We start from the raw sequence: 24195 nt of genomic DNA on the forward strand, positions 1-24195 counted from the left end.
GTAGTTAGTAGTTAGTAGTTAGCAGTTAGCTATTGCATAGGTGAAAACAATCGTTGATACGTTTTATAAGCGTATTCGTCGGTCATTCCGCTCAAATAATCGCAAATTATGCGCATCCCTTGATTTTGTTTTTCGGCTTCTATGTATTGTGCTTGTGTAGTTTCGGGCAATAAACGCAGCGGATCGCTAGCAAACGCGGTAAATAACTCTATTAGTAAGTTTTGACCTTTGAACTCTATTTGCTGCATTTCGGGGTCACGTATTAAACGTTGAAACACAAAATGCTTAAATATTTGCAATACATTGTCGTATTGGGCATCTAATTTAGCGGTGTACTTTAAAATAGGGCATTCAAAATTATCGTTTTGAATATCTAAATGTATATGAATAATAAAGGTATTAACCAGCTCACCTATGGCGTCTTTTCGCTCATAATCATTTTTTGAAAACAAACGCTGGGTGAGCGACTCAAGCATGGTGTTTAACCAGTTAAAGTTTAATGCTTTCAAATGAGGTAGAGCATGAGTTTGCCAATCGTCTAATGTAAGTACATGGGTTGCAATGGCATCTTCTAAGTCGTGTACCGCGTATGCTATATCGTCGGCATGCTCCATTATGGCGCTGTCGAGCGATTTATATGTTGTTTTAGCGCGGTACTTATCAATAGCGGCATGGTTACCCAGCAACGTTTTATCGTTTTGACTCAGTGGTTCTACTATCCAATTGAATATGGCTGCATCGTCGTTGTACAACCCTTTGGCAGGTCGCCAATCATCTGCTTTTATAAATGCACGACCGGTTGTATCGTCGGGAATGGTATGCCAAAGCGTATTAATAAACGCGGGGTATTTTATAAAACCTAATAAAGTACGACGAGTTAGGTTCATCCCGTGCCCATTACTGTAGGGCTCAAGTTTTGCAACTATGCGCAGTGTTTGTGCGTTACCTTCAAAACCACCGTGATCGCGCATCATGTAATTTAGCGCTATTTCACCACCATGACCAAAAGGCGGATGGCCAATATCGTGCGCCAAACACAGTGTTTCGAGCAGTCCGGTTGATGGAAAGTGCGTAAAGTCGCTATGTTGCGCTTTTAAATGGCGCAATATGCCAGTACCAATTTGCGATACTTCTAAAGAGTGGGTAAGGCGAGTGCGGTAAAAGTCGTTTAGGCCAATGCCCATAATTTGGGTTTTAGCTTGCAAACGCCTAAATGCAGCTGCATGAATAATACGCGAACGGTCGACCTGCCACGGCGAGCGATTATCGTTAGGACGATGTTTATATTGCTCTATTATTCGGCTTTGCCATTGTTTATCCATACTGCTTACTCACACATAGTTAATATTATTAAACTTTGCTCAGTATACCGATGGACTTATAAATTGCGAATGAACAAATGCACTACATAGGCTCTGTTTTATCTAAAACCCAAATACACTGCTGAAAATTCAACCGTAAAAGGTCACCAAACCCCAGTTATTCGCGTTTATAAAGTGGCTTAGGTATAATGCGCCTTCGTATGCTTGTGTATAAACCATGCATAACTAAGTTTAATAGAGAGAATAGATGTTAAAAACGATTTTTAAGCTTTTACTAACTGTATTTTTTGTTTGGGCGCTTGCATACCCGTTTATACAAAGTGACGATGTTGAACTAGACGAGCAAACGTCAGAACAACCAAAAAAAGTGAAGAAAAAAGAAAAACCATTACATAATGTAAAACTGCCAAAGTTTTCAGAATTTAGTGATGTTAAAGAAAAAAAACATGCATTTTTTAGCTTTATTCGTCCGCACGTTGAAGCCGAAAATAAAAAAATATTACAGCAACGCGCTAAGCTCGAAATAGCACGCATGATGTTACAAAACGAATTACCTTTAGAAAAAAAGCAAAACAAAGATATTGCTAAAATTTTAAAGTCGTATGACTTACCAACCACAGTTGATACGCTAATACTTACGCAAGCACTACGCCGTGTTGATATAATTCCTAAAGAATTAGCGCTTATGCAAGCTGCAAACGAATCTGCATGGGGCACTTCGCGTTTTGCACGTATTGGCCTTAACTTTTTTGGTCAGTGGTGCTACACAAAAGGTTGTGGCATGGTGCCAAAACGCCGTAATACCGGGGCTGCGCACGAAGTTGCTGCGTTTAAATCGGTAAGAGCTGCTATAAACTCTTACTTTAAAAACATAAATACGCATCCTGCTTATAAAGATTTGCGCGCAATACGTGAAAACTTACGTCTTGAGCAAAAACCAATTTTAGCGACTGAACTTACACATGGTTTAATGTCTTACTCTGAGCGCGGTGAAGCGTATATAGAAGAGTTAAACACGATGATTAGCCAAAATAGAGCCTACTTTGATGAATAAATACATTTTTAATTGTACCAACGCTATTGTGTTAGTGCTGCTGAGCATCAGTGCATTTAATGTAAATGCGAGAGAATTTGTGATGTCGTATGACGGTTTTTACGACCGCTTAAAAGTTGTTAACAAAGGCGATTTTCAATATGCGCGAGTTAACTTTTACATTAGTGATATTGGTACTAATGAAACATGTGCGATTAAAAGCGGTACTATTTTAACCGAAAGAAACGAGTATCCACTTAACTTTACCGATAAAGCACAATTACTATTGCCGTTCGATAAGCAGCTTGATACCGATAAAGCGGTTATTGTAGTAGAGCCGCTCAATCCTGTACACGATTGCCAATTAAAGCTACAAATAGAAGCAAACGAACTTGAAGGTTTAGCACTTTCAAAGCAGTCGTTATATACCATTAACGAAGAACTTGATGAGCTGTTAACTGATTTGTCGGGCTTTTTTGTAAGTAAATTAATGTGGTTTTTATTACCAGAGCAAAAGGGCGTAGCAGTTACATTTAAAAGCCCAATGCAATTTGATGATAAGAGCATAACGTGTGAAAAGTCAGTGTGTTATTTTGCAGTTGAAGATAGCTGGGAAGATGATAGCGTAGTGCTTGGCGATATATCGAACGTTATTAAAGTAACGCCTTGGATTGTTAAGTAGCTCACATACAAAAAGCGGTATTTAGCCGCTTTTTTTGTACCAAAATCAGTACTCGTTTTTAGTCTTTTGTTTTTATTTAATAAGTGGCGCTGATGAATCGCGCTGCATTAAAGTAGGTTCAAAAAAACGATTTATAACGAGGTTTTTATTTTGATATACGTCTTTAAGCACTAATTTAGCTGCCATTTCGCCCATTTTCCCGACCGGATTATCTATGGTCGTGAGTGTAGGGTATAGGTAGTTTGCAAAAATAACGTTATCAAATCCAACAATCGATAAATCAATTGGTAAGTTATAACCGTGCTCTCGTGCATACTTCATGGCACCGGAGGCCATTTCGTCATTGGCGCATACCAGTGCAGTAAAGCTAAGTTTTTCATCAATAAAATGTTTTAAGCCTTTACTACCGCCAGTTTCGTTAAAGTCGCCAATATAATAAAGCGTAGGATCAAATTTAACACCAGCCTCTGTAAGCGCTTGTTTGTGACCTTCTAAGCGGTTAAAAGCATCGGCTTTAAACTGCGGGCCTGCAATATACGCTATTTGTGTATGGCCTTGATTTAATATCGATTTAGTAGCTAGGTAACCACCTAATTGATTATCTAGACTGATACAGTTGTCTTTTAGTTGCTCTACGTAACGGCTCATTAAATAAACGGGTGTAGAGCCTTGGCTTAGTTTTATTAGGTAGTCGTCTGAGACGGCTTCTACGTGCAAAATAATGGCATCGCAGCGTCTGCTAATTAAAAACTCAATGCCTTCTTGTTCTTTGTCTTCTTCACTGTGTCCGGTGGTAATAATAACGTGTTTACCCGCAGCACGAAGCTCTGACTCAATACCTGCCATCATTTGGGCAAAGAAAGGACCATGTAACTCAGACACTAAAATACCGACACTGTTAGTACAGTTAGAGGCTAAAGATTGCGCTATTGAATTAGGCTTGTAGCCAAGCTGCGCCATAGCATCAAGCACTTTTTGTTTAGTTTTATCGCTTACACGGGTATTTTTGTTCATCACGCGAGAAACGGTGGCTAACGATACGCCCGCAAGCTCTGAGACTTGATAAATTGTTGCCATGTTATTTGTTCACTCGCTTATCCTTAACTACTTCGGCTAAATAATACCTTAGAGTATATATCTTAACTAGCTGTTAGTTTAGATTGAATATTTTCAACAACCTGATTAGTCAGTGTATATTTTTTCATTATGTAGGCAACAAATAATGAGCCAAAAGCAGGTAGTACAGTGAATGACAGTAAAATACCGTGTTGGGTATCAAGAGTTTGTACTGCATCGGCCTGATAACTGTAAAAAGATAACAACCAGCCTGCAATTGCGCCGCCTACAGCCACGCCCATCTTAATAAAAAATATAACGCCTGAATAAACCAAACCCGTAATGCGTACACCTGTTTTTTCATGCCCGTAATCTATGGTATCGGCCATTTTTGCCCACAACAACGGGGTTGCCATATCTAAAAAGAATTTCCATAAAATAAAGGCAGTAAATGCGAGTACTAATTGATCTTTACTAATAAAGTAACTAAAACCACAAATAGCGGCGGCAATAACTTGTAAGCTTATATAGGCCTTTATTTTGCAAAAGCGTTTTGCAAGTGGTTGAGCTAAAGCACAACCTACCATGCTGGCTGCAACACCTAGCGTCATAAATAAGGTGATTAAATCGTCTCGACCTAAATAGTATTTTACGTAGTAAACAGCAAGCGTAAGCCTTAATACTTGCCCGGTAAGTAAAAAGAATGCAGCTAAGCAAAGTGTTCGCCATTGATCGTTTTTAATTAATGCTTTAACACTTTGGGCAAAGGGAATGTTTTGCTCTTTAGGCTGTTGTATACGCTCTTTTGTGCCTAAAAAACAAAGTAAAAACAGTACAAAACCTAAAATACTCATTGCAGTCATTGTGTATTGATAGCCCTTGGCGGCATCGCCTTGGCCAAAGTACTCAACCATTGGCATAGTACAACCCGCTACTATTACGCCGCCTAGCATACCAAATACAAACCGATAAGACTGAATGGTTACGCGCTCTTTTGCGTCGCTTGTAAGTACGCCACCTAAAGCACAATACGGAATATTAATAGCGGTGTAGACAACCATAAGCAAAGTGTAAGTAGTAAAGGCATAAATTATTTTATCGGTGCCTTCTAAATCGGGCGTAGTGAACGCTAAAATACTAATAATGGCAAAAGGGAGGGCAAGCCAAAGTAAGTAGGGGCGAAAGTGCCCCCAGCGCGTATGTGTTTTATCAGCAAGGTTACCCATTAACGGGTCGGTTACGGCATCAAAAATACGCACTGCTAAAAACATAGTACCTACAACAGCAGGCGATAAACCCACTACGTCTGTGTAGTACAGCATTAAAAACATCATAACTGTTTGAAAAATAATATTACTGGCGGTGTCGCCTAAGCCATACGCTATTTTTTCTTTTACACTGACCATGATTATTTATCCCGCTTTATACTTGTTTTTAGTTATGGGTATACTTTTATCTTTTAGAGATGAGCTCTTTATAAGCTAAGCCACTATTTTTAATAGTGCGTTGCTGCGTCTTATAATCTACATACACAATACCAAAACGTTTTAAGTAGCCTTCTGCCCATTCAAAGTTATCCATTAAGCTCCAAGCAAAGTAGCCATGTATAACAACACCTTGTTCAATCGCATTATGAACCGCATTTAAGTGATCATTATAGTAATTTAAACGATCTAAGTCGTTAACTTCACCATTATTATATGTATCGGGCATGGCTGCGCCATTTTCGGTTATATAAATAGGCGGTAGGGTGTATGTTTTATTTAGCGATACGAGCAGGTCGGTGAACGATTGCGGGTAAACTTCCCATCCCATATCAGTCAACGGGCCCGTTGGTGCAATGGGTTCATAAATGTCAGTAGGATGCGCCTTATAAACTTGGCGGGTATAAAAGTTGATGCCTAAGTAATCAATTGGCTGAGAAATTAATTCCATATCACCAGGGTGTATGTCTGGTAAATGATCGCTTGGTAATTGGTTTATTATATCGGGGTACTTACCATCCATTATTGGTTTCATGTACCACTGATTTAAGTAGTCATCAGCGTATTTGGCACTGTCTATGTCTTGTTGAGTATCTGTAAGTGGGTACGCGGGTGTAAAGTTAAGCACAATGCCGTTTTTAGTATTAGGCGATGTTTTATTTAGCACGCTCATGGCCAGACCATGAGCGAGTAATAAGTGATGAGCTGCTTTTTTACCATACTGTTTACCGACCAAGCCCGGGGCATGTATGCCAATTTCGTAACCCAAAAACGCGCTGCAAAAGGGTTCGTTTAATGTAGCGTAAGAATAAACTCGTGTTCCAAATGCGTTAGTAATTAGTTCTACGTATTGCTCAAATGCGTAAGCAGTTTTTCTGTTGAGCCAGCCGCCTTCATCTTCAAGGTGTTGCGGTAAATCCCAGTGGTACAAAGTAACAAAGGCTTTTATATTTTTTCGTTTTAGCTCATCTAAAATATCAGTATAAAACTTAACGCCTACAGGATTTAACTTTCCGTCTTGAGTCATCACGCGAGGCCATGAAATAGAAAGCCTGTAAGCATCAACACCTAGAGACTCTATTAAATCTATGTCTTGTTGCCAATTATTGTAATGATCGCAGGCAATATGACCATGTGAATTGTCAGCAATTTTACCTGCAGTACTACAAAAGGTATCCCAAATACACGGTAAGCGATGCTCATACCCGCCCTCTATCTGAAATGATGCTGTAGCTACACCATAAACAAAGTCTTTTGTTAATAGAGGTGAATTAAATGGTAATGATATTTTTGTCATTGGTTACAAACCTTTTTGAGAACTTAATTGCACGCTTAGCGCTTATTTTTACTGACTTTCAGCGGATACAAAACATTATTAAAAATAAAAGTTGTTGAAATATGTAACATGTTCGTATTTAATTAGCCGTGAAAGCGCTTACATTTTTAGATTAATGTTAATTAATCTTCAGGTCAACTCTTAAATACTGCGCCTTAGCGGGGTTTGTATTAATTACTTACTGAAGATCAATTTATAATAATAAATTGCGGAGAGCACATGGCTAGTTCAGCACCACTGACATCACACACACAGTCGCAAAACCACCAAGATAAAAACTATGGTTTTGCACTTACATCTTTAACTTCACTGTTTTTTATGTGGGGTTTTATTACCTGCTTAAATGATATTTTGATTCCGCATTTAAAAGCGGTTTTCGATTTAACGTATGTACAAGCAATGCTTGTGCAGTTTTGCTTTTTTGGCGCTTACTTTTTAATGTCACTCCCTAGTGGACACATTGTTAAAAAGCTTGGTTATAAAAAAGGAATCGTGGTTGGGCTTTTAATTGCGGCAGTAGGGTGTATCTTATTTTACCCAGCAGCGTCTTTACATAGTTATCCTGTATTTTTATTTGCTTTATTTGTACTTGCCAGTGGCATAACGTTATTACAAGTATCTGCAAATCCTTATGTAAGTTTGTTGGGTTCAGCAAAAACTGCGTCGTCTCGTTTAACACTAACCCAAGCTTTTAACGCGTTAGGTACTACGGTTGCGCCATCATTTGGTGCTCTGTTAATTCTGGACTCAGCGTCAGAAGCCTTTTTAACACCGGCACAAAATGCAGAGTCAGTTCAACTTCCTTACCTCCTTTTAGCTGCAATGCTTATTTTACTAGCCGGTATTTTTGCATGGCTTAAATTACCAGACATTATGAGCGAGCAAAAAGCAGAAGCCGAAAAATCAGAGGCAATTGAAGGCAGTGCTTGGCAGTATCGCCATCTTGTATTAGGTGCTGTGGGTATATTTATGTACGTTGGCGCAGAAGTGGCAATTGGTAGCTTTTTAGTAAGCTTTTTAGCACAAGAAAATATAGCAGGGCTAAAAGAGCATGCTGCAGCTCATTACATCACTTATTATTTTGGTGGTGCTATGGTTGGGCGTTTTATTGGTGCTGCTGTAATGCAAAAATTACCTGCTGGTAAAGTACTTGGCTTCAATGCAACCATGGCTATTATTTTAGTCGTTATTGCCATGAGCACGTCGGGTCAATTAGCAATGTGGTCAATACTATTGGTTGGTTTATTCAATTCTATTATGTTCCCCACTATTTTTAGTTTAGCGTTAAATGGGCTTGGTAAGCATACAGCTCAAGGCTCTGGTATTTTGTGTTTGGCGATTGTGGGTGGTGCAATAGTGCCACTTTTACAAGGTGCACTTGCTGATAGTGTGGGTGTTCAACTTTCGTATGTTTTACCTATTTTATGTTACATATTTATCGTGTTCTATGGTTTAAGCGGTAGCAAACCAGTTCAAGCGCAGGAGACTCTATAATGAAAACCCCTTTTACACTTAATAAAATAGCCTTAGCAACATTAATTGCATCAGTAGGTACTTTATCGGCTTGTTCAAACGACGCAGTGACATCGGTTGAAACTAATGAAACGTTATCTAAAACAGCGCAAATTTGGCCAAAACTTAATATTGCTGTTAAAAAAGATGCCGATATTGAAGCTAAAATAGTTAACTATTTAAAAGCCATGACACTTGAGCAAAAGGTTGCTCAAATGATTCAGCCAGAAATTCGTGATATTACCGTTGAAGACATGCGTAAATATGGCTTTGGTTCATATCTTAATGGCGGTGGTGCATTCCCTAATGGTGACAAACATGCAACACCAATGGACTGGGTGGCCTTAGCAGAGAACTTTTATCAAGCTTCTGTTGATGACTCACTTGATGGCAGTAGTATCCCAACTATGTGGGGCACCGATGCAGTACATGGTCATAATAACGTAATTGGCGCGACGCTTTTTCCACATAACATTGGTTTAGGCGCGGCTAATAACCCAGATTTAATAGAGCAAATAGCGTCTATTACCGCAGTAGAAGTAATGGCTACGGGTATTGATTGGGTATTTGCACCCACAGTTGCCGTAGTGCGCGACGATCGCTGGGGAAGAACCTACGAAGGTTACTCAGAAGATCCAAAAATTGTACATGATTACTCAGCAGCCATAGTAAATGGCTTACAAGGTAAAGCCGATGGCGACTTTTTAAGTGACAAGCGTGTAATTAGTACGGTTAAGCACTTTATTGGCGATGGCGGCACCGTTGATGGGGATGATCAGGGAAATAATATAGATAGCGAACAGTCGCTATTTGATATTCATGCCCAAGGTTATGTAGGTGGCTTGTCTGCAGGTAGCCAATCGGTTATGGCGTCTTTTAATAGCTGGAATGGCGTTAAAAATCACGGCAATAAATACTTACTTACAGATGTATTAAAAACACGTATGGGTTTTGATGGTTTTGTAGTGGGCGATTGGAATGGCCATGGGCAAATTAAAGGCTGTACTAACGAAAGTTGTGCACAAGCCGTTAATGCTGGTCTTGATATTTTTATGGTGCCAACAGGTGCCTGGAAGCCACTTTATAACAATACAATTGCGCAAGTTAAGTCAGGCGAAATTAGTATGTCGCGTATTGATGATGCAGTGAGCAGAATATTACGCGTAAAACTTCGCGCTGGTTTATTTGATAAACCAAGTCCGGCTAAGCGTCTTTACTCGGGTAAAACAGAACTAATTGGTGCGCAAGAGCATCGCGAAGTCGCACGCCAAGCTGTGCGCGAATCGCTTGTATTACTCAAAAATAAAAATAACCTATTACCTATCGCAGCTAATCAACGTGTACTTGTTGCAGGTGATGGTGCTGATAATATAGGTAAACAGTCGGGTGGTTGGAGTATTACGTGGCAGGGGACTAATAATAAAAATGCTGATTTCCCTGGTGCTACTTCGATATATAAAGGGCTTGAAGAGCAAATATCTGCAGCAGGTGGAAGTGTTACTTTAAGTGCTGATGGCACGTTTGAACAACGTCCTGATGTTGCTATTGTTGTATTTGGTGAAGAACCTTACGCAGAAGGGCACGGCGATAAAGATAACCTTGAGTTTGAGCGCGGAAATAAAAAGTCATTAGCACTTTTAAACTCGCTAAAAGAGCAAGGTATCCCTGTTGTATCGGTGTTTATATCAGGTCGACCTATGTGGGTTAACAGCGAACTTAACGCATCTGACGCGTTTGTAGCTGCATGGTTGCCAGGTACAGAAGGCGCAGGTATTGCTGATGTTTTATTAAAAGCGGCAGACGGCACCATTCAAAATAACTTTAAAGGTAAATTATCGTTTTCTTGGCCTAAATCAGCGGTACAAACTGCAGTTAATAAAGGCGATGAAAATTACGACCCATTACTCCCTTATGGTTTTGGTTTAACGTACGGCGATAAAAACGTATTAGCTGACGACCTTGATGAAGACTCTAAACTTGATAACTCAGGGCTTACGAGTATGGATATACTTGTTGGTGCACCTGTAGCACCATGGCGCTTATTGTTAAAATCGGGCGATGAGCTTTTAGATGTATCGAGTAGTACTCATGAATTTGGTGCAATTAAATACCGAACTGAGGACAAAATAGTACAAGAAGACGCGCGCCAATTTAACTTTAGCGGTGCAGAAAAAGCCAGTGCTGAAATAGTAACAAGCTTTGCAGAAGATACCATTGCCTACGTTGAAGCCGATAGTGTGATTAGCTTTGATATTAAATTAAACGAAGCACTAACGAGCGATATAGCACTTGCTATGAATTGCTCGGGCGAATGTGGTGCAAGCATTGATTTAGCAAACGTAGTGGATAAAACCATTGAGAATAAATGGCAGTCAGTATCAATCGATTTAGGTTGTTTTGCTGATAAGGGTGTTAATTTTGCAAACCTAACAAGCCCATTTAGCTTACGCAGCAATGGTAAAGCATCAATTTCTGTGGCTAATATTCAGTTTGTGCCAAGTAAGGCAGGCGAGGCTACACTGTCTTGTAAGTAGTTTATTAACTCTATTGTGTGTATACCAAAGCCCTTCGAATGAAGGGCTTTTTTTATGTAGAGGATTAATACTAACCTGCATAAATACTTGAGCTAATTGATATAACTAAATAGGAGCAAGTCGCTATAAATACAAAGAGTTACCACGTTTTTATAGGAGGAACCTTTTTTATAATAGCTTGTAAAATAATTAGCACTGCATTAAGAGGTTTTTTTCGTCAAAGCTAACTACTTTATCTCTGCCGGTTTCTTTAGCAAGGTAAAGGCGTTTATCAGCCAACGACAGTAAGTCTTTTACACTCATTTTACCATTTACAGAGTGACTCACTCCCGCGCTCACAGATAGTTTTATATGCGCGTTTTGATAATAAAACGGATGCTTAGAAATATTTTCACGTAAGTGCTCTGCATATTCTTTAGCTGCTCGTAGGGAATAGTCTGGTAGTAATATTGCAAATTCTTCACCGCCTATTCTGGCGCTAATACCTTCATCAAAAAATTGCTCTTTTATGTGCTGCGCAATCCATTTAATTGCTTGATCGCCCGTGTCGTGGCCGTACTTATCGTTTACATGCTTAAACAAGTCGATATCTAGAATAATTATAGATACATTTATATCATTGTTATTAGGTTGTTTAAGGACTGCTTTGGCGTTATTAAAGAAACCTCTGCGATTAAATAACTGTGTAAGAGAGTCGGTATTGGCAAGGTTCGATAGCGTGTATTCACTATTAGAAAATAACAAAAATGGCAGTATAAGAGCACTCAGTGTGGCTAATAGTAAATGACTAATAAGCACAATTTGCAAAGGGGTTGCTACATCTTGAATACTCGAACTAAGTACGGGTATTGATAGAAATATAGCATTTAAAAACATAACTCCACTGTGCACTAAAAAGCAGGTAATTAACGCCTTTTTCTGGGCTTTAGCAACAAAGCTCATGCTTTTGATTAAATACGCTGTGTAAATAAATAATCCGGCAATTACTAAACTCGTTAGCATTTTTGCTGCACCGAAAGGATAAATTGCCAATAACAATAAGCTAGAAAAACCAAATATGCAGTAAAGAGGCATTAAGCTAATATTTTGTACGTTTTTGTATTTATATAGTCCAACAATGATTAAAAGTGGGCTAGTAATCATTGAAACACTAGCTAAATAGTGGGTTATTAAAGGAAGATCTATGAATAAGCGCAAACATGCCAGTATTTCGGCTAATGCAAATGTGGCACAGGCTAAACCAAATAATAAAAAAGATGTTTGTTTTTTATATTTATAAATTGAGAGAAAAAATAAGCTTATGAACAAGTTAAGGATAAAAGAGAAGAAGATCACAGTAGGCAAATGAAACATGATTTATTCTCTTTATTATAAAATGATGAAATATATATTTAACTAACTATTGTAATTATTATGTATTAATAAGAAAAGGTCAATTCAGTTAAAAGGATTGCTTTTTCAATTTTCATATTTTACCTCAAGAATTATTAACGCCCGCTAAACCAAACTCTCTAAAGCTGATTTAATATCAGGATGATGAAAACGATAATTATGAACGAGCGCCTTTTTAGGGACTACAAATTGTCCCGTTGTTAGTAAGTCTGACATTTCACCCATTAATAGTTTAAGTACTGCAGTGGGCATAGTGATAAATGCAGGTCGTGATAACGCCTCGCCTAAGCTTTTACCAAATTGAGCATTGCTTATAGGATTTGGCGCAGTTGCGTTAACAGGGCCAGATATTTCTGGATGCTTAATAATAAAGAGTATTAGCTGAATCATATCGTCGATGTGTATCCACGACATTCCTTGCTCGCCATTACCAATTGGGCCGCCTAAACACAATTTAAAGGCAGGGAGCATTTTACTTAATGCTCCACCTTTTTTAGCTAAAACAATACCCGTGCGCAAAAGGCACACTCTGGTGTGTTCTGATTGCGCGAGTAGCGCTGCGTTTTCCCAGTCTTTACAAAGCTGGTGGCTAAATTCGTCGTGTGGGTTTTCAAAAGTTTCATCAATAGGGTTACTATTTTGTCGACCATAGAACCCAACGGCGCTTCCAGATATATAAGTATGCGGGGCAGTGCTACAAGCTTTAATAGCTTCACTAATTTGTTGTGTAACACCAATACGGCTGTCGCGTATTATTTGCTTTTGTTTGTCGCTCCAGCGTTTATTTACAATAGGTTCGCCAGCTAAATTAATAACAATATCAACAGTGTTAAAATCTACTGCATTGACATTGCTTACGGCTTTAACTTTATGGCCCAATAATACGTTTGCTTTAGTCGGATTTCGGCTAAGCACAGTAACAGTATTATGATGAAGTAAAAAAGGGCATAAGTGCTTACCAATTAATCCCGTCGCGCCAGTAACAAATATATGCATTATTAATCCTTACAATAAAATAGTAGCAAGTGATTAAAAAACATACTCGCTAGCAAACAGCTTTGCAAATTTATACGTAAAACAGGCTTTTATGATCACTTCGTAATTATTTCATTTAATTACCTTTTGCCTTACACTAAAGCCATATCATTAATAAAAGGATTAATAAATTGGCAAGTTTAACTGGAGTAAATAAAAGCTTAATAGTTTTTGCTTCCTTAGTGGTCGTACTCGCGGGGATAAAAGCGGCAAGTGTAATTATTATTCCGTTTATTTTGGCGGCGTTTATTGCCATTATTTGTAATCCGCTTATCAAGTTTTTTGCGCGCTACCGAATTCCTAAAGGCATTGCTGTTATGTTGGTAGTGCTTATTATAGTTGGCTTAGGTGTAAGCCTGGGCGGGCTTGTAGGGCAATCAATAAACGATTTTTCGCAGCAACTTCCTGAGTATAAAACACAACTCAAAGAAGAATTTGTATGGCTTGTAGATTTAGCATCTCAATACAACATACTGATTAATAAAGAGCAGTTAATCAATATGTTCGACCCAGGTAAAATGGTTGATGTAGCCACTAATATGCTCACCGGTTTAGGTGGCGTAATGGCAAACATGTTTTTAATTATTTTAACCGTTGTTTTTATGTTGTTTGAAGGGCCAATGCTGAGCAAAAAAATACATATGGCACTTGAAGATCCCGATAGCAAAATGAAGCAAATTGACCGCTTTTTAGAGTCTATTAATTCATATCTGGCAATTAAAACGCTAGTAAGTTTAGGTACGGGTATTATTGCTGCGTTTTACTTATGGATTTTAGACGTTGACTACTTTGTGCTGTGGGGGGTATTGGCATTTATGTTCAATTACATTCCTAATATTGGGTCAATTATTGCTGCTGTACCAGCTGTATTACTTGCGCTTATTACTCAAGGTCCGTTAATTGCGGGATTGGTTGCTGCAGGTTATTTAACAATAAATACGGTGATGGGCAATATTGTAGAGCCTAAGTTTTTGGGCAAAGGGCTGGGTCTTTCAACGCTAGTGGTATTTTTATCATTAATATTTTGGGGCTGGTTATTAGGTACTGTGGGTATGCTTTTATCTGTGCCCTTAACTATGATTGTAAAAATAGGCTTAGAAGCCAGTGCTGAAGGTAAGTGGGTTGCCACTCTACTAGGCAGTGGCGAAGACGTTGCTAAAAATAACTAACATCTATAACTATCAAGGGCTGTAAAATTAAAGCCCTTGATGGTTAAGTTATCAGTAAATACAGGGCTATTAATTAACAAACAATTTAATAGCGTCATCCACCGCGTTTATTGCGCCTTCTAAATATCCTGCTTCTTGTTTTGCAAACTCACTCGCTACAAAATGAATATTGAGGTTACTTATTTCCTCACCTAAGCCTGAAAAATCAAATTCTGGGTGCTGCGAAGGTTGAGTTTGATCGTCTCTATTAGCTACAAACTTATCGTCTGCCCAGTCTTTAATAAAATACCCCGTTGCCTTTTCAGCATCTTTACCATAAAAGTAGCTAAGCTGCTGGGCACAGGCTTGAATTAATTGCTCTTTAGTTACTTGGTTTCTTGATAAGTAGGGCACACCTATAAAGCCAAATAATGCGGCGTAATTGCCATCTTCAGCACTGGCATCGTGAATTTCGACCATTGGGCCTACGCGACTAAAGCATTGCCCTGATAAGTTTTTATCACGCCAAAATGCATGTTCAAAAGTAGCTATAAATTTGGCTTGTCCTGCCATCCATGTAGGTACACTACTAAGGCGGTTTATGAGCGTTGGAGTAGCCCATAGTTCAGGTGTTAAGTGTGTTGTAACCATACGAGCAGGAATTGCTGAAATTAGTTTTTCAGTAGTAAAGTGCTTTATATTACCTAAGTGATTAACCGTAATTTGCCAGTTATTATCACCTTTTTTAAGCTCAGTGACATTGTGTTCCAATAACACTGAATCAGGATTAAGTTGCTCGTATAAGGCAGTTATTAAGGTATTCATGCCGTGTTTGAGTCTAAATAACTGCATATCTCCAGCACCTGCAATTTGTTGAGGCTGCTTGGCGTTAGGTGCTTGATATAACACATCACCTTTGTTGTATTGCTCAAATATACTTAAGTGGAGTGACTTTACTAAAGCTTGGATTTTTGGTTGGTGAGGAAATATCCACGTAGGACCCAAATCAAAACTAACACCGTTATTTATTGGTGATTGCGCAGCAAAAATTCGGCCGCCTAATTGCGATTTAGCTTCCAGTAATAAGTACTCAATATTAAGCAGTTGTAATTTATACGCACTGTATAAGCCGGCCAGTCCGCCACCTATAATTATTACTGGTTTAGTCATTTGTTTACCTATTAGCTATTTAGCAATCTACTAGTAGATAGTTTGTTTTGATATGAATAAATTGTCAAGTAGACTAAAGGGAACTAGTAGTGAAACGTAATACCAATCTGCTTATATACGAGGTCTATTTAACGTTAAGAAAATTACGCTAGAACTAGGCAAAAATTTTTGTATCTAGTTGTTCTAAATAAAAAATTTTTAACGACGTTATAGTGCAATTTAATTCGTTAAATTGATCAAAGATTTATGCAGGTTGGTATAACTAGTTTAGTGTGCTTAAGTTACGTTAAAATGGGTGTTTTAGTGATTCTGTAAATTGATTTATAAGCTCAATTTCACAGAGTTTATAGCTAATGGCTGCTGTTGTCGCATTAGGAAGTTTTATTAAGTAACGCCATTGGCAGGCACTCTCAAGGTACTTTTCATTATTTTTAATGCTGCGCATAAATAACGGCAGTACTTGCGTATTACCTGTGCTTTCTTGTGATTTAGTTAGCTCATATTTGCGCTTTTGTATCCAACTGCCTTGTGCTTGCTTTACTTTATCAATCTGGCTATCTAGGCATTGAATATACCGCTTAGCTTCATCGGTTGTTGCTTTAGCGGCTAAAGTACATGCCTCATCTGCAAAGCTGTACTGGCTTGTAGCTAATAGCACAATGGCAGTTAGTTTTAATAAATAGTTACTTTTTGTCATTGTAATTAAACTCTAAGATAAATTGAGCGCCGGCTAAGTTATCAGCATCGGTAATGGTAAGCGTCCCGTTATACGACTTAACTAAATCAGATACAATCGCCATGCCTACGCCGTGTCCGCTTTCGTATGTATCGAGGCGAGTACCACGTGTAAGTAAAGATTCACGTTTATCCTCTGGCACACCAGGGCCATCATCGCTAATTCCAATACACAGAGTTTTACTTTGGATTACTTGTATTTCTACTTGCGAGCGACACGCTTTACAGGCGTTATCAATCAAGTTACCGAGTAATTCCATTAAATCTGTTTGGTCACCTAAAAAGTAATCTTTTTCGGTTACGGTGCAGGTAAAAATAATATCTTTATCACGGTATACTTTTGCCATAGCACTGAGTATTGAATCAAGTACTGGCTTAATAGGTGTTTGCTTTTTCCACGTGTCTGATGCACCCGTTGCAGCACGCTTTAATTGGTGCTCGATCATCACATTAATTCGGTCGAGTTGTTCTTGTGCATCGGCATCGTTTGCCAATGGACTTGATTTTAGTACTGCAAGCGGTGTTTTAAGTGCATGAGCAAGGTCGCTCAATGAGGCTCTATAGCGCTCTTTTTGGCGCTGTTGCGACTCAAGTAGCAAGTTTAGGTCTGCTTTTATTGTTTGCAGCTCTACAGGGTAGAGGCCTTTAATTTCTTGAATATCACCCGATTCAATCGCTTTTATTTCTTTATCGAGTCGTTGGAGTGGGCGAGCGCTCCAAATGAAACCAATCGCCATTAGGCCTGCAATTGCAATCCCCATGATAAACATCCAATCTACAAGGGTTTGCTTAAAGCCATCCATTATACGAAGTAGAGCGTCGTTACGTTTGACTAATATAAAGCGAGCTTGTTCTGATTGATCTATGTTGTTTAAAATTACAGTCAGGCTAAGTTGCCAGTACGCGGTATTATTATACTCCACGCGCCTGAAGTCGGCGGCACCTGCTTTGGTCTCTATTTGTTGAGGTACATAGTTTAAATTTACAGCTGATTCTGAGTTCCAAACAGGGTCATCATCGCGGTAAATCATTGCGTAGGTATCTGAATTTAATCTGTTTAACTCAGGCGCTAAAATAGTGCTGGGCATAATAATACCATGCTCAGTAAAGTCGACTTCAGATATTAGCGAGTAGAGCTGTGCCTCGAGGGTTTTTTCTGTCGCATCAACAAGTGAAGCGTAATACGCTTTGCCAATTGAATAAAATAAGATAGGGAGTGCGACTAATAAAACAAAGACAAGGATAAATCCTTGCCTTATTTTTAACGATATTTGCGGTATTACCACTGGCTTTTAAGCCTGTAACCACGCCCACGTAGTGTTTCTACTGGGTTTAGTACGCCTTCAGGGTCAAGCTTTTTACGCAAACGTAGTACAAATACTTCAATTACGTTTGAATCAAGGTCGAAATCTTGGTCGTAAATATGCTCAGTAAGTTCTGATTTAGAAATTACTTTTTGCGGATTTACCATTAAGTATTCAAGTACTTTATATTCGTAAGCTGTAAGGCTAAGTTCTTTATCATCAACCCATACTTGTTGTGAACGTGTATGAATTTTAATTGGACCCGCAGTCATTTCTGGATTTGCTTTACCAGCACTGCGACGAATTAATGCATTACAACGTGCAATAAGTTCTTCAACATGAAATGGTTTAGTAAGGTAGTCATCTGCACCTGCATCCAAACCTTCTACTTTATCCTGCCAGCGATCGCGCGCTGTTAAGATTAAAATAGGGATAGTAATGCCTTGTGCTCGTGCTTTATTGATTAGCTCAATACCGTCTATTTTAGGTAAACCTAAATCAACTACGGCCATATCAAGCGGGTATTCTGTAATGTGGAAAAGACCTGCTTCACCATCGTGACATAAATCCACGCTGTAACGTTCTTTTTCTAAAGCATTACGTAGGTTATCTGCTAAATGTAAATCGTCTTCAATAACTAAAATTCGCATTTGTTAATCCTTTTTCACTTCGCCGGTTTTTTTATTTATATGTAAATCAACGACGTGGCCGTCAGATTTGAGTATTCGTACGGTATAAAAATCTGTTTTTTCGGTAATTTTTAAGGTCTTACCGCCTATTGTTTTCTTTGCAAGTATTACGGCTTTCTTTTTGTCCACCTCAGCATGAGATGCTTGGGTGGCCGTCGCTGCTTGAGCAAAGTTAGCTAAGCTAACACAAGCAATAAAACCGAGGCTTAATAATACGCGCATAATGGAAAACTCCTAGACCAGACCCACTTAGTTTAATTAACTAAGTTACTAAAATTCAAGTAAAAACGCTAAATTCGCTTTTATCCCAGTAATTTTAATTAAAATCTTGTGAACAAACCCTGAATTACAGTGCAACACACGCTCTTAGGGTTTAATACACTTTTAAGCAGGGAACACTTTTTTGAAAGGTTTAACAATTGTATTTTCATAGATGCCAGCGGCAACGTAAGGGTCAGCTGCTGCCCACTCTCGAGCTGCTTCTATTGACTCAAACTCAGCAACAACTAATGAACCGGTAAAACCTGCTTCTTGAGGATCTTCACTATCGACTGCCGGAAATGGACCCGCAGTTAATAAACGGTTTTGTGAATCAAGCTCACTAAGGCGTGCTAAATGTGCCGGGCGTGCTGCTTTTCTAAGCTCTAAGCTGTTTTCAACGTCTGTTGAGTGAATCATGTACAACATAAGGAATCTCATAAAAATTGTTAAATTTGATTAACGCAATACTACCACAGCGTTGAAAATTGGTGAATTAAAAGCGTATTTACACAGGTTTACACTTCGATTTTATTTTTAAGCTGTAATTGCTTGAAAATCTCTGTGTAACACTGGTAGAGTCGCTGAAATATACAAAATAATAAAAAGGTTTTATGCATGAGCGAAAATAGAGAACGATTTAGTTCCCGTCTCGGATTCATAATGGCAGCGGCAGGTTCGGCTGTTGGTATTGGTAATTTAGTTGGTTTTCCGGTTTCTGCTACCAAAAATGGTGGTGGCGCATTCTTATTAATTTACGCTTTATTTGTCGTGTTCATTTGTTTACCAGTCATGATGGCTGAAATGGCAATGGGTCGTAACGCTCAAAAAGATCCACTTGGTTCGTACAAGCTATTATCTAATAACGATAAAAAATGGAAGCTAGCAGGTTTTTTAGCGGTGCTTACACCATTTATGATTGCTGTGTTTTATATGGTAATTACGGTTTGGATTTTTGGTTACTTAACGCAAACAGGTCTCGGTAATTTAGATTTACTTGCAGATCCTGGCCACTTTGGTGTTTTTATTAATAGTTACACTGTGTTTGGCTATATGGCTGTTGTGGTTATTATTGTTAACTTAATTTTATTAGGGGGTGTTAAACAAGGCATAGAAAAAGCCGCTAAATTTTTAATGCCTGCCTTACTTTTCATGCTACTTGCCTTAGTTACTTATGTATTAACGCTTGATAACGCAATGGCCGGTGTTAAATACTACATTATTCCTGATTTTTCTAAGATGAGTGCAAGTGTACTTAATGGCGCATTAAGCCAAGCGTTTTTCTCGCTATCGCTGGGTATGGGTATATTAATGACTTACGCGTCGTACATTTCTAAAAAGGATGACATTGTAAGTAGCGCTAAAATGGTCGCTATTACGGACTCACTCGTTGCGTTTGTAGCGGGCCTAATGGTGTTGCCCGCTATATTTAGCTTTGATCCAAACACAGACCCATCAGCACTTTCTGACTCGTCTGTATCAATGATTTTTGTATACCTACCTAAAATATTATTAGCACTACAAAATGATATTGGTTATGTAGGTGCGTCTATTGTTGCGTTCTCATTCTTCTTATTAGTATTTTTTGCAGCGATTACTTCACTTGTTTCAATAGTAGAAGTACCGACAGCAACACTAAGTGACCGTAAAGGTATTAGCCGTAAAAAAGCATTGGGCATCCTTACACTTTCAACCGGTGTACTTACTATTTTATGTACAATGTCGTTTGGTATGATTGACAGCCTTACTTCGTTCACCAGTTATGGCGGCGTTAATAAGAGCTTTTTTGATATTATTGTTGATGTATTTTACGACACAATTTTACCGCTTAATGGCTTAATGGTGTGTTTGTTTGTAATGTACCGCTGGAAAAAAGCACGCTTAACACAAGAGCTAAGCTTAGGTTCGCCTAATTATGCGGGAAGCTTGATGGAAAAGTACGTTAACTTTTCACTTTCAACGTTTATTCCTGTCATTCTAGCTGTGATATTTATAAATACAGTGGCGACTAAGTTTTTTGATTTAAAAATATTTGGTTTTTAAATAGACCTCTTTAAAAGCTTATTGAATAATAAAATGCCGCTCAGTTAAGCTTAGCGGCATTTTTTATAGGCGTTTTTTTACAGGTATCTGGTCTAACTATTATACCAACCTGCATAAATCTTTGATCAATTTAACGAATTAAATTGCACTATAACGTCGTTAAAAATTTTTTATTTAGAACAACTAGATACAAAAATTTTTGCCTAGTTCTAGCGTAATTTTCTTAACGTTAAATAGACCCCATATATAAGCAGATTGGTATTAAAGAGATTTAAAATGAATAAAATTATTATTGGGTTTGCTTTTGCTATTTTATCATTTGGCGCATTTGCACAAAGTGCTGATGGTTGGCCTAAAGGCGGTGCAATGCACACGGGCAATACTTATAATTTAGAGGGCAATAGATACAAAACTAAAATCAGTAAAATGATGGATGAAATCTACCCACAACTAAATGACGATTACCAAGTAGATGCAGTTAAAGCGCAAATATCAGCATGGGAGCAGTATATAGATGCTACATGTAATGTTGTTGGAGTAGCAACAGGTGCTGGTGGCTCTTGGCCCTCAACGTATAGTGTTAAATGCGAAAGAAGCCTAAGTTATGATAGATACTTTGCGACTAAAAATGCGCTAAAGTGTGTTAATAAATTGAGTAAAGAAGAGTTTGTAGGACGTAGCGAAAAGTTAAATTGTTTAATTCAAACATTAAATATAAAAATATTTTAGAGGCTACATAGCGCTACAGCTAAATTATACAGTTAGCTGTAGCATTTTAGGCTTTATAGCAACTCAATACTTACTGTTGCGCCTTTTTCGATATTGCCGCTTTGTGCTGGCACTACAATTAAGCAGTTAGCTTTACTAAGCGACGAAAGTACACCCGAGCCCTGTTTATTAAACGGGGCAACCACTAAGTCACCTTGCTCGTTAATTGTTGCTGTACCGCGCTGAAAGTCGGCTCTTCCTGGGCGCTTTTTAATAACGGATGTAGTAACCGCGTTAAATCGCATTTTAGGATTTACTTCACCAAGCCCCGACAGCTTTTGCAGTGCAGGCTCTACTAACTGATTAAACGTAACAGCAGCCGACACAGGGTTACCTGGCAAGCCAAAAAAGTAACTGTTACTTAATTTACCAAAGGCAAAAGGTTTGCCTGGTTTCATGGCTATTTTCCAAAAGTGGATATTGCCAATTTCGTTGAGCACTTCTTTCGTAAAGTCGGCTTCACCAACCGATACACCGCCTGAGCTTATTACGGCATCGGCAAGTTCGTTCGCTTTTAAAAATGCATTAGTGATGAGTTCTTTGTCATCAGGAATAATTCCTAAATCAATCACGTCTATATTTTTTTGTTGCAGCGCACTAATAATAACAGCGCGGTTGCTTTCAAAAATAGCGCCTTGCTTAAGCGGCTGACCAGGTTCAATTAGCTCATCGCCTGTAGAAAGCACGGCTATTTTTAGGGTTCTTACCACGTCTATATTGGCAATTCCTAAAGATGCAAGTAACCCCACATCAACGGCTTTTAATTTATCGCCCGCTTTTAAAATAACATCGTCAATTGCTATATCTTCACCAGCAAAACGTACGTTTTCATTTAGTTCTGGTTGCGCGGTAAACGTAATATTATCGCCATCAACCGAGGCGTTTTCTTGCATTACAACGCCGTTAGCGCCAGGTGCAATGGCGGCGCCGGTCATTATTCTTACGCACTGCCCAGGGGTAAGCGTTTCTTCAAAAACTTGCCCTGCAAACACGCTACCTACTTGTGTATAGGTTAAGCTTTTATCTGAAATACATAGCGCATAGCCATCCATTGCGGAGTTGTTATGCGCTGGTACGTTTATAGTTGATTTAACATCGCTTGCTAAAACGCGATCAACGCTTTGCATTATAGTGATGGTTTCAACGTCTTTAACAGGCGTTATTGAGCCAAGTATATTTTGTATTGCAGTTTCAATTGGCAATAAACCGGGTGCATTGCAAACATCGTTCATATATATTGCTTACTTAAATCATTTTATTTTGAAACAATACTTATAATGTCAAAGCTTTACAATACATGGTTGGGTTATTTTTTGCTTATAGCATGCACGCTTTCGTGCGGCGTAAATGCAAAAGAAACGCTGCAAGTAGCCGTAGCGAGTAATTTTAAAACTGTATTGCAAACCCTACTAAAAAAATCCCCATTACCTAATGTTGACGTGAAAATATCAGCCGCTTCTAGCGGTGTTTTATATTCGCAAATAGTGCATGGCGCGCCATTTGATGTGTTTTTATCGGCTGACGATTTTCGACCGCAATCACTTATTAAAGAAGGCTATGCCGAGCAAAGTAGCTTAATCACTTACGCGTTAGGCGAACTTGCTTTGTGGCAACCCAAAGCTGAAAAAGTAAATGATAAAGTAGCCATTGCTAATCCGCGTTTTTCACCATACGGGCGTGCCTCAGAGCACTACGCGAATAACCATTTTAAAAAGCCAGTAAATTATGTGTACGGTAATAATATTACGCATGCATTTCAGTTTGTTGAAAGTGGTAATGTAGGAATAGGGCTGGTGGCTGTTTCATCACTAAAGGCAGCTTACAGTAACACGCAAGATCAAAAATATTTAGATTACACCGTGCTGCCTACAAATCAATATCCCGATATAATTCAACAAGGCGTTATTATTAAGTCGACTAAAAAGCGTGCTAGCGCTAAGCAACTCATGCAATTTTTAATGACGCAGGCTACGCAGCAGCAGTTAATTGAATTAGGTTACAGAATAAAGGACAACAATGCTTCAAAGTGATTTAACCGCGCTGTGGTTAACTATAAAACTTGCCTTTATAACCGCAGTACTCCTTCTTGTTTTTTGTATTCCACTGGCTTACAAGCTCGCTGGCTATAACGGTAAATTTAAACCATTTTTAGAGGCATTAATTGCAATGCCTTTAGTGCTGCCGCCTACGTTATTAGGGTTTTACTTACTTGTTTTATTTTCGCCTGATCACGCTTTTGGGCAGTTTTGGTTTTGGCTAACGGGTACACAGCTTGCGTTTAGTTTTCAGGGAGTTGTTATTGGCTCGCTTTTTTATTCGCTGCCTTTTGTAATGCAGCCGCTTGTGGCTGGATTTAAACATATTAATCAAACCTATAACGAAGCTGCCATTGCGCTTGGATTAAGCCCGTTTAAACGCTTTGTGCATTTAATTATTCCGCTTTTAAAACCCAGTATTGGTAGCGCATTTGCTTTAGGCTTTGCGCATACATTGGGTGAGTTTGGTTTGGTATTAATGATTGGCGGTAATATTCAGGGGCAAACACAGATGGTGTCTATTGCGCTTTATGACCATGTTGAATCGTTAAATTATACGGCGGCGCATCAGCTTTCACTTATTTTACTGGCTATTTCGTTTGCCTGTTTAGTGCTGTTATTTAAGTTTAATAAAAGCATTGTAGGGGTTAAGCAATAA

The 24195-nt window shown here is 38.6% G+C and carries 22 protein-coding genes; 9 read left to right on the forward strand and 13 right to left on the reverse strand.

Annotation, left to right across the window (positions count from 1 at the left end):
• Positions 1 to 29: 29 nt before the first annotated feature.
• Positions 30 to 1322: an anti-phage deoxyguanosine triphosphatase gene (locus tag CXF64_RS04505; RefSeq protein WP_101216432.1), complete on the reverse strand. Its 1293-nt coding sequence runs from the start codon at positions 1320 to 1322 to the stop codon at positions 30 to 32.
• Between the two features lie 247 nt (positions 1323 to 1569).
• On the opposite strand from CXF64_RS04505, the gene CXF64_RS04510 reads away from it, so the two are divergent.
• Positions 1570 to 2376, forward strand: coding sequence for a glucosaminidase domain-containing protein (locus CXF64_RS04510; protein ID WP_101216433.1), 807 nt, complete (start codon positions 1570 to 1572; stop codon positions 2374 to 2376).
• Positions 2369 to 3037: a DUF2987 domain-containing protein gene (locus CXF64_RS04515; RefSeq protein ID WP_101216434.1), complete on the forward strand. Its 669-nt coding sequence runs from the start codon at positions 2369 to 2371 to the stop codon at positions 3035 to 3037. Before CXF64_RS04510 ends, CXF64_RS04515 begins: the two co-directional genes overlap by 8 nt.
• A gap of 72 nt (positions 3038 to 3109) precedes the next feature.
• On the opposite strand, the gene CXF64_RS04520 is transcribed toward CXF64_RS04515, so the two are convergent.
• From CXF64_RS04520 to CXF64_RS04530, 3 genes are all read right to left on the reverse strand, one after another.
• Complete coding sequence (locus tag CXF64_RS04520) at positions 3110 to 4114, reverse strand: LacI family DNA-binding transcriptional regulator (protein WP_010552528.1); 1005 nt, start codon at positions 4112 to 4114, stop codon at positions 3110 to 3112.
• 62 nt (positions 4115 to 4176) lie between these two features.
• Complete coding sequence (locus CXF64_RS04525) at positions 4177 to 5499, reverse strand: glycoside-pentoside-hexuronide (GPH):cation symporter (protein ID WP_010552529.1); 1323 nt, start codon at positions 5497 to 5499, stop codon at positions 4177 to 4179.
• A 46-nt stretch (positions 5500 to 5545) separates the two neighbouring features.
• Entirely contained in the window at positions 5546 to 6874 is a 1329-nt protein-coding gene (locus tag CXF64_RS04530) for a GH1 family beta-glucosidase (RefSeq protein ID WP_101216435.1), read from the reverse strand.
• A gap of 258 nt (positions 6875 to 7132) precedes the next feature.
• Between CXF64_RS04530 and CXF64_RS04535 the strand changes: the two genes are divergently transcribed.
• Positions 7133 to 8407: a sugar MFS transporter gene (locus tag CXF64_RS04535; RefSeq protein WP_024590904.1), complete on the forward strand. Its 1275-nt coding sequence runs from the start codon at positions 7133 to 7135 to the stop codon at positions 8405 to 8407.
• Positions 8407 to 10959, forward strand: coding sequence for a glycoside hydrolase family 3 protein (locus CXF64_RS04540; RefSeq protein WP_101216436.1), 2553 nt, complete (start codon positions 8407 to 8409; stop codon positions 10957 to 10959). The genes CXF64_RS04535 and CXF64_RS04540 overlap by 1 nt, the downstream gene beginning before the upstream one ends.
• A gap of 189 nt (positions 10960 to 11148) precedes the next feature.
• Here the strand turns inward: CXF64_RS04540 and CXF64_RS04545 are convergent, their stop codons facing one another.
• Positions 11149 to 12102, reverse strand: a complete 954-nt coding sequence (locus tag CXF64_RS04545) for a GGDEF domain-containing protein (protein ID WP_101216437.1) — start codon at positions 12100 to 12102, stop codon at positions 11149 to 11151.
• Between the two features lie 354 nt (positions 12103 to 12456).
• Positions 12457 to 13347, reverse strand: coding sequence for a TIGR01777 family oxidoreductase (locus CXF64_RS04550; protein WP_101216438.1), 891 nt, complete (start codon positions 13345 to 13347; stop codon positions 12457 to 12459).
• A 170-nt stretch (positions 13348 to 13517) separates the two neighbouring features.
• On the opposite strand from CXF64_RS04550, the gene CXF64_RS04555 reads away from it, so the two are divergent.
• Positions 13518 to 14555 (forward strand): AI-2E family transporter, encoded by a 1038-nt coding sequence (locus CXF64_RS04555; protein WP_007585280.1) that lies wholly within the window; start codon positions 13518 to 13520, stop codon positions 14553 to 14555.
• A gap of 69 nt (positions 14556 to 14624) precedes the next feature.
• On the opposite strand, the gene CXF64_RS04560 is transcribed toward CXF64_RS04555, so the two are convergent.
• The 6 genes from CXF64_RS04560 to CXF64_RS04585 form a co-directional block, all read right to left on the reverse strand.
• On the reverse strand, positions 14625 to 15704 hold the full coding sequence (locus CXF64_RS04560) for a flavin monoamine oxidase family protein (RefSeq protein ID WP_101216439.1): 1080 nt from the start codon (positions 15702 to 15704) through the stop codon (positions 14625 to 14627).
• A 286-nt stretch (positions 15705 to 15990) separates the two neighbouring features.
• Positions 15991 to 16401: a hypothetical protein gene (locus CXF64_RS04565; RefSeq protein WP_101216440.1), complete on the reverse strand. Its 411-nt coding sequence runs from the start codon at positions 16399 to 16401 to the stop codon at positions 15991 to 15993.
• A complete protein-coding gene (locus tag CXF64_RS04570; protein ID WP_010552535.1) occupies positions 16388 to 17725 on the reverse strand; it encodes an ATP-binding protein in 1338 nt (445 codons plus the stop codon). The genes CXF64_RS04565 and CXF64_RS04570 overlap by 14 nt, the downstream gene beginning before the upstream one ends.
• The gene (locus tag CXF64_RS04575) at positions 17719 to 18393 is read right to left on the reverse strand and encodes a response regulator transcription factor (RefSeq protein WP_007375447.1); all 675 of its coding nucleotides are present in this window, start codon (positions 18391 to 18393) and stop codon (positions 17719 to 17721) included. Before CXF64_RS04575 ends, CXF64_RS04570 begins: the two co-directional genes overlap by 7 nt.
• 3 nt (positions 18394 to 18396) lie before the next feature.
• On the reverse strand, positions 18397 to 18654 hold the full coding sequence (locus CXF64_RS04580; RefSeq protein ID WP_002959808.1) for a PepSY domain-containing protein: 258 nt from the start codon (positions 18652 to 18654) through the stop codon (positions 18397 to 18399).
• A 162-nt stretch (positions 18655 to 18816) separates the two neighbouring features.
• A complete protein-coding gene (locus CXF64_RS04585; protein ID WP_010552536.1) occupies positions 18817 to 19119 on the reverse strand; it encodes a YciI family protein in 303 nt (100 codons plus the stop codon).
• Between the two features lie 189 nt (positions 19120 to 19308).
• Between CXF64_RS04585 and CXF64_RS04590 the strand changes: the two genes are divergently transcribed.
• Together CXF64_RS04590 and CXF64_RS04595 are read left to right on the forward strand one after the other, a co-directional pair.
• Positions 19309 to 20733: a sodium-dependent transporter gene (locus tag CXF64_RS04590; protein ID WP_010552537.1), complete on the forward strand. Its 1425-nt coding sequence runs from the start codon at positions 19309 to 19311 to the stop codon at positions 20731 to 20733.
• A gap of 276 nt (positions 20734 to 21009) precedes the next feature.
• Positions 21010 to 21462 carry a hypothetical protein gene (locus CXF64_RS04595; RefSeq protein ID WP_101216441.1) on the forward strand — a complete coding sequence of 151 codons (453 nt, stop codon included), beginning with the start codon at positions 21010 to 21012 and terminating at the stop codon, positions 21460 to 21462.
• Positions 21463 to 21515: 53 nt separating this feature from the next.
• Here the strand turns inward: CXF64_RS04595 and moeA are convergent, their stop codons facing one another.
• The gene (moeA, locus tag CXF64_RS04600; protein ID WP_024608739.1) at positions 21516 to 22733 is read right to left on the reverse strand and encodes a molybdopterin molybdotransferase MoeA; all 1218 of its coding nucleotides are present in this window, start codon (positions 22731 to 22733) and stop codon (positions 21516 to 21518) included.
• 45 nt (positions 22734 to 22778) lie between these two features.
• On the opposite strand from moeA, the gene modA reads away from it, so the two are divergent.
• Together modA and modB are read left to right on the forward strand one after the other, a co-directional pair.
• Positions 22779 to 23531: a molybdate ABC transporter substrate-binding protein gene (gene modA / locus CXF64_RS04605; RefSeq protein ID WP_101216442.1), complete on the forward strand. Its 753-nt coding sequence runs from the start codon at positions 22779 to 22781 to the stop codon at positions 23529 to 23531.
• The gene (gene modB, locus CXF64_RS04610; RefSeq protein WP_101216443.1) at positions 23518 to 24195 is read left to right on the forward strand and encodes a molybdate ABC transporter permease subunit; all 678 of its coding nucleotides are present in this window, start codon (positions 23518 to 23520) and stop codon (positions 24193 to 24195) included. Before modA ends, modB begins: the two co-directional genes overlap by 14 nt.

It is taken from the genome of Pseudoalteromonas sp. GutCa3, assembly GCF_002836155.1.
Lineage (GTDB): Bacteria > Pseudomonadota > Gammaproteobacteria > Enterobacterales > Alteromonadaceae > Pseudoalteromonas > Pseudoalteromonas arctica.

Bases quoted from the DNA above. Each gene is read 5' to 3' on its own strand.
- CXF64_RS04505 (WP_101216432.1), bottom strand. From the start codon at position 1,322: ATGGATAAACAATGGCAAAGCCGAATAATAGAGCAATATAAACATCGT.
- CXF64_RS04510 (WP_101216433.1), top strand. From the start codon at position 1,570: ATGTTAAAAACGATTTTTAAGCTTTTACTAACTGTATTTTTTGTTTGG.
- CXF64_RS04515 (WP_101216434.1), top strand. From the start codon at position 2,369: ATGAATAAATACATTTTTAATTGTACCAACGCTATTGTGTTAGTGCTG.
- CXF64_RS04520 (WP_010552528.1), bottom strand. From the start codon at position 4,114: ATGGCAACAATTTATCAAGTCTCAGAGCTTGCGGGCGTATCGTTAGCC.
- CXF64_RS04525 (WP_010552529.1), bottom strand. From the start codon at position 5,499: ATGGTCAGTGTAAAAGAAAAAATAGCGTATGGCTTAGGCGACACCGCC.
- CXF64_RS04530 (WP_101216435.1), bottom strand. From the start codon at position 6,874: ATGACAAAAATATCATTACCATTTAATTCACCTCTATTAACAAAAGAC.
- CXF64_RS04535 (WP_024590904.1), top strand. From the start codon at position 7,133: ATGGCTAGTTCAGCACCACTGACATCACACACACAGTCGCAAAACCAC.
- CXF64_RS04540 (WP_101216436.1), top strand. From the start codon at position 8,407: ATGAAAACCCCTTTTACACTTAATAAAATAGCCTTAGCAACATTAATT.
- CXF64_RS04545 (WP_101216437.1), bottom strand. From the start codon at position 12,102: ATGATTACTAGCCCACTTTTAATCATTGTTGGACTATATAAATACAAA.
- CXF64_RS04550 (WP_101216438.1), bottom strand. From the start codon at position 13,347: ATGCATATATTTGTTACTGGCGCGACGGGATTAATTGGTAAGCACTTA.
- CXF64_RS04560 (WP_101216439.1), bottom strand. From the start codon at position 15,704: ATGACTAAACCAGTAATAATTATAGGTGGCGGACTGGCCGGCTTATAC.
- CXF64_RS04565 (WP_101216440.1), bottom strand. From the start codon at position 16,401: ATGACAAAAAGTAACTATTTATTAAAACTAACTGCCATTGTGCTATTA.
- CXF64_RS04575 (WP_007375447.1), bottom strand. From the start codon at position 18,393: ATGCGAATTTTAGTTATTGAAGACGATTTACATTTAGCAGATAACCTA.
- CXF64_RS04580 (WP_002959808.1), bottom strand. From the start codon at position 18,654: ATGCGCGTATTATTAAGCCTCGGTTTTATTGCTTGTGTTAGCTTAGCT.
- CXF64_RS04585 (WP_010552536.1), bottom strand. From the start codon at position 19,119: ATGTTGTACATGATTCACTCAACAGACGTTGAAAACAGCTTAGAGCTT.
- CXF64_RS04590 (WP_010552537.1), top strand. From the start codon at position 19,309: ATGAGCGAAAATAGAGAACGATTTAGTTCCCGTCTCGGATTCATAATG.
- CXF64_RS04595 (WP_101216441.1), top strand. From the start codon at position 21,010: ATGAATAAAATTATTATTGGGTTTGCTTTTGCTATTTTATCATTTGGC.
- moeA (WP_024608739.1), bottom strand. From the start codon at position 22,733: ATGAACGATGTTTGCAATGCACCCGGTTTATTGCCAATTGAAACTGCA.
- modA (WP_101216442.1), top strand. From the start codon at position 22,779: ATGTCAAAGCTTTACAATACATGGTTGGGTTATTTTTTGCTTATAGCA.
- modB (WP_101216443.1), top strand. From the start codon at position 23,518: ATGCTTCAAAGTGATTTAACCGCGCTGTGGTTAACTATAAAACTTGCC.